General features: G+C 53.4%; 12 protein-coding genes. 7 read left to right on the top strand and 5 right to left on the bottom strand.

The window, feature by feature from the left end; translation table 11 throughout:
- Positions 1 to 142 precede the first annotated feature (142 nt).
- The gene (locus tag SH449x_RS23325) at positions 143 to 328 is read right to left on the bottom strand and encodes a hypothetical protein (protein ID WP_482378487.1); all 186 of its coding nucleotides are present in this window, start codon (positions 326 to 328) and stop codon (positions 143 to 145) included.
- Between the two features lie 77 nt (positions 329 to 405).
- Here SH449x_RS23325 and SH449x_RS23320 point away from each other — a divergent pair, with 77 nt between their 5' ends.
- Positions 406 to 1,239: a transposase gene (locus tag SH449x_RS23320; RefSeq protein ID WP_482378486.1), complete on the top strand. Its 834-nt coding sequence runs from the start codon at positions 406 to 408 to the stop codon at positions 1,237 to 1,239.
- 692 nt (positions 1,240 to 1,931) lie between these two features.
- Here SH449x_RS23320 and SH449x_RS23315 read toward each other — a convergent pair.
- The 3 genes from SH449x_RS23315 to SH449x_RS23305 all read right to left on the bottom strand — a co-directional run bounded on the left by SH449x_RS23315 (position 1,932) and on the right by SH449x_RS23305 (position 5,194).
- Positions 1,932 to 3,122: a hypothetical protein gene (locus SH449x_RS23315; protein WP_482378485.1), complete on the bottom strand. Its 1,191-nt coding sequence runs from the start codon at positions 3,120 to 3,122 to the stop codon at positions 1,932 to 1,934.
- 100 nt (positions 3,123 to 3,222) lie between these two features.
- Positions 3,223 to 4,305, bottom strand: coding sequence for a PfkB family carbohydrate kinase (locus SH449x_RS23310; RefSeq protein ID WP_482378484.1), 1,083 nt, complete (start codon positions 4,303 to 4,305; stop codon positions 3,223 to 3,225).
- 73 nt (positions 4,306 to 4,378) lie between these two features.
- Positions 4,379 to 5,194: an SDR family oxidoreductase gene (locus SH449x_RS23305; protein ID WP_482378483.1), complete on the bottom strand. Its 816-nt coding sequence runs from the start codon at positions 5,192 to 5,194 to the stop codon at positions 4,379 to 4,381.
- Positions 5,195 to 5,565: 371 nt separating this feature from the next.
- Between SH449x_RS23305 and SH449x_RS23300 the strand changes: the two genes are divergently transcribed.
- On the top strand, positions 5,566 to 6,480 hold the full coding sequence (locus SH449x_RS23300) for a DUF1016 N-terminal domain-containing protein (protein WP_482378482.1): 915 nt from the start codon (positions 5,566 to 5,568) through the stop codon (positions 6,478 to 6,480).
- 230 nt (positions 6,481 to 6,710) lie between these two features.
- Here the strand turns inward: SH449x_RS23300 and SH449x_RS23295 are convergent, their stop codons facing one another.
- Complete coding sequence (locus SH449x_RS23295) at positions 6,711 to 7,499, bottom strand: SDR family NAD(P)-dependent oxidoreductase (RefSeq protein WP_482378481.1); 789 nt, start codon at positions 7,497 to 7,499, stop codon at positions 6,711 to 6,713.
- Positions 7,500 to 7,852: 353 nt separating this feature from the next.
- Here SH449x_RS23295 and SH449x_RS23290 point away from each other — a divergent pair, with 353 nt between their 5' ends.
- From SH449x_RS23290 to SH449x_RS23270, 5 genes are all read left to right on the top strand, one after another.
- Entirely contained in the window at positions 7,853 to 8,863 is a 1,011-nt protein-coding gene (locus SH449x_RS23290; RefSeq protein WP_482381850.1) for a sigma-54 interaction domain-containing protein, read from the top strand.
- A 45-nt stretch (positions 8,864 to 8,908) separates the two neighbouring features.
- Entirely contained in the window at positions 8,909 to 10,126 is a 1,218-nt protein-coding gene (ribA, locus tag SH449x_RS23285) for a GTP cyclohydrolase II (RefSeq protein WP_482378480.1), read from the top strand.
- Positions 10,127 to 10,275: 149 nt separating this feature from the next.
- Positions 10,276 to 10,713 carry a hypothetical protein gene (locus SH449x_RS23280; RefSeq protein WP_482378479.1) on the top strand — a complete coding sequence of 146 codons (438 nt, stop codon included), beginning with the start codon at positions 10,276 to 10,278 and terminating at the stop codon, positions 10,711 to 10,713.
- Positions 10,714 to 11,240: 527 nt separating this feature from the next.
- Positions 11,241 to 11,717, top strand: coding sequence for a hypothetical protein (locus SH449x_RS23275; RefSeq protein WP_482378478.1), 477 nt, complete (start codon positions 11,241 to 11,243; stop codon positions 11,715 to 11,717).
- A gap of 51 nt (positions 11,718 to 11,768) precedes the next feature.
- Complete coding sequence (locus tag SH449x_RS23270; protein ID WP_482378477.1) at positions 11,769 to 12,239, top strand: DUF3592 domain-containing protein; 471 nt, start codon at positions 11,769 to 11,771, stop codon at positions 12,237 to 12,239.
- Positions 12,240 to 12,262 lie beyond the last annotated feature (23 nt).

Raw genomic sequence — 12,262 nt, 5'->3', positions numbered from 1 at the left:
ACCTGGCTTGACCAGGTGATCGTTACGCTTCTCGCTACACCAACCGCTGCCCACACACGCTCCCCGAGAATGCTCCTGGTTTACCCAGGAGATGGTTACGCTTCCGGCTCGCCTCGCCGGATCTGCCCAAGAAGCCGGAAACCTAACGATCCGCTGTGCAAGCCAGCGGGATTCGGGTTGGGGCGGGCGATTGCAGGTTTAGCGAGAAGCCTAACCATCCGCAGGGCAAGCCTGCGGGATTTCCGGAGCCGCCTGCGGCGGAGCTTGGCGGGATTCGCAGGTGTGCCAGCGACTGATTAGAGAGGGATTTGTCTGTTCGACTGATCATTGTTTTTTCCTCAAAAAACCCCGTTTCTTAACCACTCCCCAGTTGCATAGCGCACTGCCGCTTTCGAAAATGCGGCTATGTTTATACAGCCCTATTCCACCGAAGAACTCGAACTCTCCTTCTGCAACAGAGTCTATTTCCGGTTCGGATCTAATCGAAGCAAGCCTATCGAACCGCTCCCCCGCCTCACAAAACAAATCGTGGGCGATCTACTCGTTCCCTATGACATCCATTTGCTCGAGCTGGCTGCGACGAACGTCGACCTACGAATTCTTGTGAGCTTAACGGCTACGGAATCGGTATCGGCTGCAGCGAGCAAGATCAAAGGTCATATAAGCAAACGGCTGTCGTACGATGCGATGGATCATCTACCGGGAGAACAACAAAAGTGGCTTGGTCGCGGCTATTTCGCTGCTACTACTGGTCACACCCGAACCGCAGAAGTTGCCTCGTACTTCGAACGGCAAACTAATCACCACGGCTATGACGATCGTCCTCGTTCGCCGACTTATGTAGATAGTTTTGCGTTGGATGAGTCACTCTTGGCTACTGATCATGCGGTCGCTCGTTTGCGTTACCATCTGGTCTTCGCAACGGAAGCGCGACGTGGTGTGTTTCATGATGTTTCCGCTCCCAGAGTGACGGAAGCGTGGCGTCGATTAGAACCTGAATGGAAGGCTGTGATCGAAAAGGTATCGTTCCTCCCGGACCATGTGCACATAGCGGTATCGGTGCATCCGGTTGTTTCGCCAGCGGCTCTCGTGGTGGCACTAATGAACGAGGCTCAGGAAATCGTATGGGAACACTTTGCGGGGATGCTATTCGCGCAAAGGTCGAACGCTTGTGGCAACCGAGTGCCTACATCGGTTCGTTCGGGGACCTGCGAAGTTCCGCTTTGGCGGCGTATGTGAAGAAGTGGGGTGCGAGGGCGGATTAGATTGAGAGGGCGATTGTAGCGAGAAGCCTAACCGTCCGCGGTGCAAGCCTGCGGGATTTCCGGGCACTGGCTGCGGCTACGCCGTCCGGGAATCGCGGACTAGGCTGAGCCCAACGCCGTCGGGGGTCTGCGAATGCACTTGGCTTGACCAGGTGATCGTTACGTTTCTCGCTACACCAACGGCTGCCCCCTCACGCCTCAAGAATGCTCCTGGTTTACCCAGGAGATTGTTACGCTTCCGGCTCGCCCCGCCGGATCTGCCCAAGAAGCCGGAAACCTAACAATCCGCTGTGCAAGCCTGCGGGATTCGGGGGTGGGGCGGGCGATCACTCGTTTAGCGAGAAGCCTAACGATCCGCAGTGCAAGCCTGCGGGATTTCCAGATCTGCCTGCGGCTGAGCTTGGCGGGATCTGCGTGCAAGCCTGCGGGATTTCCGGGGCTGCCTGCGGCTGAGCTTGGCGGAAATTGCGAAGCGAGCTGGGTGTGCTTTTGGCGAGGCAATGCAGGACTACTGAGTGAGGAGGATTAATGGGAGGCTAGTGGGCGGTGGACGCGTTGGCGCCCTACCGGAGGCCTTGCGGCCTTTCCGCTACTATTGGCATCGCTACGCGATGGGGATCCAAAACGCATGAGCCCCTTCACTCCTAAGGGCGTACCACACCGTTATCACTTTGGCTTGGAACGGAATGCTAGGGCTCGTTCGACAACGTCTTCTGTTTCACCCTCAGCCCCCTCCTCAATCAACGTTGCCATGCCCGCCAGTTGGCCTGATGCATTGATTCCCTGGACGACACCGTAGGGTGAGGAACCAAGCACAATTCGTTTGACTTTGCCATCCACCGTCCACATGCACGGCTCCGGCCCGCCATCCGGGCCAGGTGGGTCGTCCGAGAAACCAACTATGACCGATTGATCGTTGATACCCCTCGCTTCACCACCTATATCCCCCTCCAACAAATCAAGCGTCGTCATCGCCCCCTTGTCGTCGAAATATACCGGCAATGTTTTCCCCGTCGGGCTCCGCATCGATCCTACCAACTCACGCTTATTGTTGATTCCAAAAATGTAAAATTGCTCGTTGGAGAGTTGACTTCTCTCCCATTGCCCCCCATCAGCCCGTTCCCAAACATACAAGGAACTATCGATGACTCCGTTGGGCAAAAACGCTTCGGTGCAACATCCTGCAACATAGCTGCCGTCAGGAGTGATCTGCAATCGACCGGACATCAGGTAGGGATTGTGCTCATGCAACGTTGGCAACACGGTCACGCTCCACTTGCCGGACTCCGCTTCGTACGTCCAAAGGACCGGTCGAAGCCGCGATGGTCCGGTGCTGTAACCTGCAACAATCTTGCCATCGGCCGAGACAGATTGCGAATGACATGCGCTGTCTCCCTCAGGTAGCGGTAAAACTGTGACGGCACCCGTCTCGGGACTCCAAACGACGCCATTTAGATTTCCATCCGGATGGCCAATGGGCCGCGTCGCGTAACCAATCACCAACTCGGTATCGCTGATGCCAGTTACCTCCACGTTGGTGAAGCTAGCTGGCAATGGCATATCCAAGTGCCCGTGGATGCCAAAGTAAAAACTCTTCTGCGAAATGATACCAGAGGCAGCTCCCATCACCTCTCTAGTTCCCACAATGGACCCGTTTGAGTTAATCGCAGATGCCTGGGAAAACGTTTCTGAGTTCACAACGACTTCCAACACCAAGTCCCCAATCGCGACCTCCTTGATAGGAAAATCCAATTTTGTCTCATCTGCCAGACTTGGGATTCCAGAGAGAGGCAGCAGCATGGCTGAGGGCAATAAGACTAGACCGAGCGTAATGGCACAAAGAAAGCGGTATCTCATGTTGATCGGTTCGTTTACTGGCTACGACAAAAGAAAAGCGGGTCAGGCGGCCCGCTCTATCATAACCTCTTTGTGCCCGTTATGCTCTCGAAAAGCAAATCTAACGCTGCACTCGGGCTGATCCACCCTTTGCCATGGCCTCAACCTCGGGCAATTTGGCCATCGTGGTATCGCCGGGGAAAGTGGTGAGCAACGCACCGTGCGCCCAACCCAATCGCAACGCTTGCTCGGGCTCTTTTCCTGCCAACATGCCGTAAATCAACCCGGAAGCGAACCCATCACCACCACCGATGCGGTCGACCACATCGAGTTGACAAGTCGGGCTGACATAACGCTTTCCGTCATACCAAAGCACCGCCGCCCAATCATGGCGATTCGTGGAATGCACCTCGCGCAGAGTCGTGGCAACCATCTTAACGTTCGGAAATTTTTCCACCGCACGCTCGATCATTTTGAAGAAGGAATCGGGATCGAGCGACGAGGTCGACTCGACATCTTGCCCCTCAATGCCCAGCCCCTTCTGCAGATCCTCTTCGTTTCCGACCAGCATGTCGACATTCTTCACAATCTTGCTGATTTGCTCCTGTGCTTTGGCGGTTCCCCCGATGGGGCTCCAGAGCTTGGCTCGGTAATTCAAATCGAACGAGGTGACGGCCCCGGCAGCCTTTGCCGCTTGCATTCCCTCAATGATCAGTTCCGAAGTGGTCGCTGACAAAGCCGCAAAGATGCCTCCGGAGTGGAACCAGCGAACGCCCGATCCGAAAATCGTTTTCCAGTCAAAGTCACCCGGCTGGAGCAACCCGCCAGCCTCGTTAGCACGGTTGTAGAACACGACCGGTGGGCGAACCCCAAGCCCTCGGTCGCTGTAAACGGTGGCGATGTTTGGACCACGAACTCCGTCGTGCTCAAAGTGCTTGTAAAAGGTCTTTACGCCCATCTCACGCACGCGACCTTGGACCAGCTCACCGATCCCGTTATTGACCATAGCCGTGGCAACGCCAGTCTTCAAGCCAAAGCAATCACACAGATTGGCTGCAACGTTATACTCGCCGCCCGATACGTGAATATCGAACGATTTCGCCTTGCGAAAGGGAATGATCCCTGGATCGAGTCGATGCACGAGCGCTCCGAGCGATAGAAAATCGAGTTCGCATGCATCTTGGCGAATGGAAAGCTGAGCCATGTGGTCTCCTGTTTAGCTTGGAAAGGATGAATTGAGTGTTGTTTTGAATCTGCGAAACTTAACCCGCAAGCCGCTAGATTGTGGTCGAAGAAAACCCGCCGTCAACGACCAAGTTATGCCCGGTGATGAAGCCAGAAGCCCCCGATGAAGCCAAAAAGATCGCGGTTCCGGCTAGCTCGTGGGCATAACCGAATCTACCCATCGGTGTGTGATTGATGATCTGTTGGCCTCGAGGGGACAGGTTTCCTGATTCATCGTAAAGAAGCGTTTGATTCTGTTCGGAGGGGAAAAAGCCTGGGCTGATGCAGTTGACCCGAATTCCTCGGCTGGCCCACTCTCGCGCTAGGAACTGCGTAAAGTTGATCACGGCAGCCTTGGCAGCGGAATAAGCCACCACACGAGACAACGGAACGATACCGGACATCGACGCGATGTTGATGATGTTACCCGCGTTACGATTCACCATGGTCTCGCCAAAGACTTGGCATGGCAAAACGGTACCCCCTATGAGGTTCAAATCGAATACGTTTTTCCAAGCATCTAGTGGCAAGTCGCAGAAATCATCGCCGGGCTGCAAGGTCGCTTCGCTTTGGTTACCTCCAGCAGCGTTGACCAGGATATCAACCGGTCCCAAAGTCCGCTCAATGATATCCCGAGCATGCTCGAGCGAGCTGCGGTCCATGGCGTCGGCATGATGAAAAACCGCTTCTCCTCCGTCGCGGCGAATCTCTTCGGCGCGATGCAGCCCACGCTCGGCACTCCTACCGAGAATCGCGACGCGAGCTCCCGCGCCACCCAAGGCATCGGCCATAGCTCCCCCGAGCACGCCCGTTCCACCCATGACCACTGCCACGCGATTGTTCAGTTGAAATAGACTTGTTGTTTTCATGGATAGTTCCAGAGGGGTATCGTTGCTGCCAATCAGAAAAGGGTGACAGACCCTTGGGAGGCGACCGCCTTATGCTTCAATATCTCGAGGAGGGCGAACTTAGGAAAGCCGAAAGGGCCATTGAACGTCATTTACTTTCCGAAATCAAGTCGTGTTCCCGACAGGTTATGCACGGGCCTGCGTGTGGGTTCCGGTGACGAATCCGATAGAAAACTTTACCTAAGTAGCTCGTTTGGAGCGGTTTAAGAAATTTTCAAGTCGGCTTACGAGCAATCTTGTTGTTCCTGCCTTTGTTTTGGCTAACCTCTTGGATGTCCATCCCAGCTCCGCGGATGGTTGCTCCCTAGTTCTCTAGATTATGATTGGATTGCATGATTACGTCGCCGATTCATGATGAAAATGCTCAGCCAGCGTCCGATTTCGACACCGCAGATGTCAGCCGCTTGGAAGCTGAAACCAGTGTCGCTACCGCCTCGCCTGACGCGACCGAGTTGGATGCTCGCTCCCTCGAGGTTACCGTCCCCTTCGTAGGCAAATGGAATACCCTCATTAGCCAAACCAATTGGGAAAAAGGTAGAATTATCTCGGAGTGGCGGTCGGCCTTGATCGCTTCGGAAGCTACAGCCTCCGACTACAGCGACGAGACCTGGAGCAAGCAGGTGGGGGCCGTGACGAGCCAACACGTCGGTCGACTACGACGAACTTACGAACGATTTGGTGCGGTGCAGGAGAGCTACCAAGGCCTCTACTGGAGCCACTTTCTCGCAGCCTTGGACTGGGATGACGCCGAGCTCTGGCTCGAGGGTGCGGTCCGCAGCGGATGGAGCATTTCCGAAATGCGTCGGACCCGTTGGGAAGCGTCGGGCGGTGATCCTAAACACAACCCCAAGGATGAAGAACTGATCACTTCCGAGGTCGATGACGGATTTACTTCCCTAAAGACCGATGACGAAGATGTCGAGTCGGACCGGTCTTCTGAAGACGGGATCAGCACGGGCAAGACCTATGAGGACGCGGACTTTGGCGACTCCGACGAAGACAACCTAAACAGCTCGGGGGCAGGACAAGACTCCATGCAATCGGAGGGGGATGCGGCCTGGGAAGAAGATGGCAAGCAGGCCACAAACCCATTTGCAGCTCTGCCGACATTGCCTCCTGACGTAGCCGATGCCTTGGAGCAGTTCAAGCTGTGTATCGTCCGTCATCGCTCCACGCAATGGTCGGACGTCTCGCAAAAGACGATGCTCGATACGCTAGAAGCGCTTCGTACCTTCGCGACTTACTAGCGATGCAAATAGTAGCGGAATGGCCGCAAGGCCTCCCTTAGGGCGTCAACGCGTCCACCGCCCGCCAAGCTACCCAGCAATCTTTGTCGCCCGGTTATTAATCGTCGCGTCGCCGATGGCGACGCCCGGCTCGCTTCGCATTGCCGGAGGCACCGTACGGCTTGCGCCGTTACGCTAACATTAACGCCCGGCTCGCGGCGTGAGCAACCACTCCTCCAACACACTCCCAACTACTGCTTGCCCTCAGCTCTCTTTGACCACCAAGGGAGCTGAGCCCCGCCATCCATGGTGAGGGTAGAACCGACCATGTACGCTGCTTCGTCACTTAACGAAAAGCACACACCGTGCGCCATTTCATCCGGGGTGCCCAATCGTTTTGTGGGCAAGGAGTTTGCTCCTTCAGCAAGTTGCTGCTCGGAAAAGAATTTGCGTTCACCTGGCGTGTCGATCCAACCTGGATGAAAGACGTTAACACGAATGCCATGCTGAATCAGCTCGATGGCTGCTGTACGAGCCATGTGATCGATAGCCGCCTTGGCCATGTTGTAGGCCATGGCAGTGGGGAACGGAATGTTGGCGTGGGGCGAGCTAACTATCGTGATGGCTCCCCCTTTCCCCTGCTTGATCATTTGCTGTGCAGAGGCTCGCAAACCAAAGAATGCTCCCCACATGGAAACATCAATCGTTTTCTTAAAGCCGGTCATGTCGGCATTGACCATAAGCTGGCGATCGCTGTAAACAGCGTTGGATACGAACAGCTCCAGACTTCCAAACGCTTCCACCGTTTGAGCAACCATGTCCTCCACAGCTGCTTGATCGGACACATCGCACTGGCAGACAATCGCCTTCACCCCGAGGGCACGAGCTTCCTCAGCAACTCTCTCAGCAGCATCACGACTCGAGCTCGAATTGACCGTCACGTTCGCCCCTCCACGAGCTAATTCCAAAACCACTGATCTTCCAATTCCCTTCGATGATCCTGTTATGATCGCGTTCTTCCCGTGGAATTGGTAATGCATAATCATGTCCTCTGATACTGCGTAACGATTTGGCGAGTTGGTTTGACGGCGTCGCCGTATAGCTTGCCAACTTTTAAAGGTGCGCCAATAGCCCCTAAGCGTAAAGACAAAGGATCGCAGACATCTGAGCAATTGGCACGCTCAGGAAAATACGGTTGCGCAAACAACAGGCAGCTAGCTAATTTTTTGAGCAATGGTTACTATTGCGATTAGTCGCAGGGGCATCCCGTAGGTGTCGTCATAGCGAGGCTCGCCAAGACAGGGAATTCATGGCCGGAATCAGGCAAGAGAGTTTTTCGCAAAATTTTCCGTCGGGCACATTGCTACCGGGCGTGATCGGTTCATCACCCGCCATGGTGGAGATCGCTCGCATTACCAAACGAGTTGCTCCCAGCAATGCATCAGTGCTGCTACTAGGGGAAACGGGGACCGGTAAGGAAGTCATAGCGAATGCGATCCACCAACTTAGCGGACGCAATGGAGGTCCGTTTGTACGAGTCAACTGCGGTGCGTTGAGCGAAAGCCTTCTGGAGAGTGAGTTGTTCGGGCACGTTCGGGGTGCGTTCACCGGTGCCATCTCCAACCGAGCAGGCCGTTTTGAAACGGCAGACACGGGCACCATTTTCTTGGACGAGATCAATAGCACCAGCATGCATCTTCAGGTGAAGCTGTTGCGGGTCCTGCAGCAAAAGCAATTTGAACGAGTCGGGGATACAGAAACGGTAACCGTTGACACGCGAGTCATTGCCGCGAGCAATCGCGACTTAAGCGAAGAAATAAAAAGTGAGCGGTTCCGCGAGGACTTGTACTGGCGACTCAATGTGGTTCCTATCGAATTACCACCGCTCCGCAAACGACGCGATGACATCCCGGCTCTCGTGGCACACTTCCTTCAGTACTACAGTTCTCTCAACAGTTGTTATGTCGTTCACATCAACCGGGGAGCGATGGAAGCCCTCCAGGAATATTCCTGGCCCGGCAACGTTCGTGAACTGCAAAACTACATCGAGCGAGCGGTAGTGATGGCGGAATCGGACGAGTTGACCATCGATCTACTCCCACCCGTTGTCACGGGAAAAGCGGATCAAAATAGTGACACATCCGAATCGGTCCATAAAGCAACCAGCTTTGATTCGCTCGCCGCCGAAGTAGTGCAGTTCGGCATAAGAAGCAATCCGCCTGACTCCACAAACTTGCATGGTGCTATCGTTGATCGCATCGAGAAGGAACTCATCGCACAGGTTCTAGCTAGCTGCAATCACGTGCAGACGAAAGCAGCGAACAAGCTCGGTATCAATCGAAACACGCTCCACAAAAAGATAAAAGATTATAACCTAGAAGGCTCGGATGAGTCCGCTGAGTAGCGCTGCCATCGAGTCGACCGATCCCATTTACTTAATGAACAAACCATGTCAGAGAATCCCAGTCTTCGCTTTAGTACTGTAGAAAAAGCTGTTGCGGCCATCGCACGTGGCGAGGTGGTGATCGTTGTCGACGACGAGGATCGCGAAAACGAAGGTGACTTTGTCTGCGCCGCCGAATCGGTCACCACCGAAACGATTAACTTTATGCTGAGCGGACACGGACAACTCTGTGCACCGATCCTGCCTGCCGTTTGCCAACGATTGGATCTGCGTCCCCTGGTTGACCACAACACATCCCCCCTCACAACAGCTTTCATGACGCCGGTTGACCACGCGGGATGCAAGACGGGAATCACGGCAGGGGAACGAGCCGAGACGATTCGTCGATTGGCCAACCCTGACAGCAAAGAGGAGGATTTCGTCCGCCCTGGTCACGTCTATCCCTTGGTGGCCATGGAGGGGGGAGTCCTGCGACGCGCAGGGCACACCGAGGCGGCCGTTGATTTAGCGCGCATGGCAGGCCTGACACCAGCGGGAGTTCTTTGCGAGATTCTCAATTCGTCCGGCGATCGGGCGACCCGCGACGAACTTTTTGAGTTAGCTCAAAAGCATTCGTTAGAGATGATCACCGTAGAACAGATCATCTCTCATCGTCGCATCAATGAGAAACTAGTCACAAGAACGGCCCGATCCAAGCTGCCGACCAAGTACGGCATGTTCGAGATTATGGTGTATGGCGTTCAGTTCGAGACCCAAGAACCTGTGGCTTTGGTCATGGGGGACTTGGTCAAGTCGACGGCACCGCCTCTCATTCGCATGCACAGCAGTTGCTTTACCGGAGATCTCATTCAGTCCTTGCGATGCGACTGCGGCGATCAGCTGCACCAAGCGTTGGAGCGAATCGGTAACGAAGGCTGCGGGGTACTCGTTTATCTACCTCAAGAGGGACGAGGCATTGGGCTTGCACAAAAGATCAAAGCGTACGCACTCCAGGATGAGGGGCTTGATACCGTCGAGGCCAACTTGAAGCTTGGCTTCAAGGCGGACATGCGAGATTACGGTGTTGGAATCCAGATCCTTAAAGATCTTGGTTTACGCGAGATTCGACTTTTGACGAATAATCCCAAGAAGACCGAGGCTTTCAATCTGCGAGGTTTTGATCTCAACGTAGTCGATCAAGTCCCGATCATCCCAGAGGTCAACGATCACAATCTAACTTACCTCTCGACCAAGCGAGACAAGATGGGACACAAGCTCCCGTAGAATCGTTTGTTCGCACAGGCAAAGTGAGAGACAAAAAACATCGAGCTTACGGGCTTCGCCATCAAACCACCGAAAGCTCCATAGGCGCTCCAATGCAATGGGGCCATTGCTGAAGCCGGGATAATTACAAGTTCGTCGAACAAAGTGCTATGCTTGATACCAACGCAAATCCGTACCGAAGTCCTGAAGCGGCAACACAGACGCACCTGAGCCCTTGGTCCAAACTCACGATCATTTCTGGTGCCCTGTATGTGTATCCCGTACTCGTGATTTCCGCCATATATACGACATGGGCGTTGACGGTTCTTGCTCTCGGACGCATACCGGTTCCTTATCGGGATTACACCCACAACGCTCTGATTGACTTCTTCGCGTATGTCGGTTTTTTTCTGATTCTGGGCGCACCACTCGCGGTTCCGGTTGGTTTTTTTAACGCGTACTGCAATCCCTTTGGCTTTGTTTCGACGAACCACAAAACAAACAAACAGCGTGTTGCCTCGGTATTTCTTTATCTGCTGCTATTGGTAGCATCTTTGGCAATACTCTTTTCCGACCCATGGCGCGTGCTAGCCTGGTACTTCGATTGACCTTTTACGCGTAGGCGAACAAAAAGCGACGAACATAAATCGGCTTTGATTTTGCGTTTGATAATCGGGGATGGGCGAACGGCGAGCCTGATTGTTTCTCTGTAGCCTTTCGCACAGTTTTATCCAATTGTGTCGTCGAATCATAAATGCCTAACGAGTGATCGCCTTGGTGGCAACTGACCGACGGAGCGGTCAGCGACGATTGTCGCGGATCGCTCCGTCGATCCGCTTGCTTGATAAACTCAGAGATTTTGCATATCGTCTCTCCTTACCTCTTTAGGAATTAGCATCTTGCCAGAGTTAAGCCCAGTGTTAGCGCAGCTTGACTGCAAGACGGATGACTAAGGAAGGCAAAATGATGTTAGGTTAAAATGTTTGACTTTCGGGGATAACACCCGACAATAACGACTTTTCCGGTGAACAAGCCGGGATAATTGTAAGTTATCGCTCGAGAATTGTGTATGGGATACAAAGGAGAACTGATGACTAGAGTGCAATCAATTTCACTCCTTTTTGTTACCCCTTTGATGCTTTTAGTATCGTGCGCGACCCCCGTTTCGAAGACGTCTTCAGAGAGTACCAATAAGGAACGAGCTGAAGTCGAAATATCCCTTGCCGATAATTATGGAGTTACCTTCGATGTTGAATTGGTGGAAGGCATTCATGGATCCCAATCGTTCGAAAAGGACCTGGGGCAAGACGACGACTACCTCATTTCTGTGGCTTATTCCTATGCAGGCTTCGTACGCCTCTCCTACCCATTCAATGATTCAGATCCGAGCAGCGGGCATGTGGTAGCATTCAAGTTGTTTCGATCTGATCCCAAAACAAAAGAGACACTAGAATCAACAATCGTTTACAGTCTTTTTAACGGAGAGGAGACACTCATCGCAGAAGACTACGGCGTGAAGATATGGATGCGTTCACGAAATGCAAACAGTGGGGCAAGCGAAAACCAAGCATTGGACCAAAGTGCTCGAAAGAGAGCTTTCGACTTGCGTTGAGTAAACTCCTCATGCTCGGTGATGGCCGCCGTTCCGCCTTCGAAAAAGCAAATGCTGGACTTTAACTCTGCAGCAATCATGGCGACGTTGGTAGTCGCCATCCCGTTATTCGTTGTTGCGCGTGCCGTCTACTTTGCGTTCGCTTCGAAAGCACGATTTGTTTCGACCGATTGCTTGATTGACTCACACTACCAGCCAAAGAACGAAGATGGCGAACCGATTCAACTAGTGTTAAGGTACAGCTATCGTGTCAGTAATCGCGAATTACATGGCAGAAGATATTACTTTGGTTCAAAGAACGAATGCAATCCTGAACTTTTGATTCAATACCCGCCTGGTAGTCGCCAGATTGTTTTCTATGATCCGAATTGTCCAAGCCGGTCCTGCTTGCAGGTTGGATTTCATCCTAGATTGTGGTTTTGGATCATCACCGCATTGTTTGGATGTCCTATTTTATGGATTGCGATCGTCGCGGGCCTAGTCTCGGTATGGAAGCTTGAGTCGGGTAGCGACGGATTATAATGATGACAGAGCATGCTAGAATA

It is taken from the genome of Brakhagea baltica (assembly GCF_052161605.1).
Classification (GTDB): Bacteria; Planctomycetota; Planctomycetia; order Pirellulales; family Pirellulaceae; genus JBKCUI01.
The sequence above is the reverse complement of the archived record's forward strand: the minus strand, read 5'-3'. Positions and strand labels throughout refer to the sequence as shown.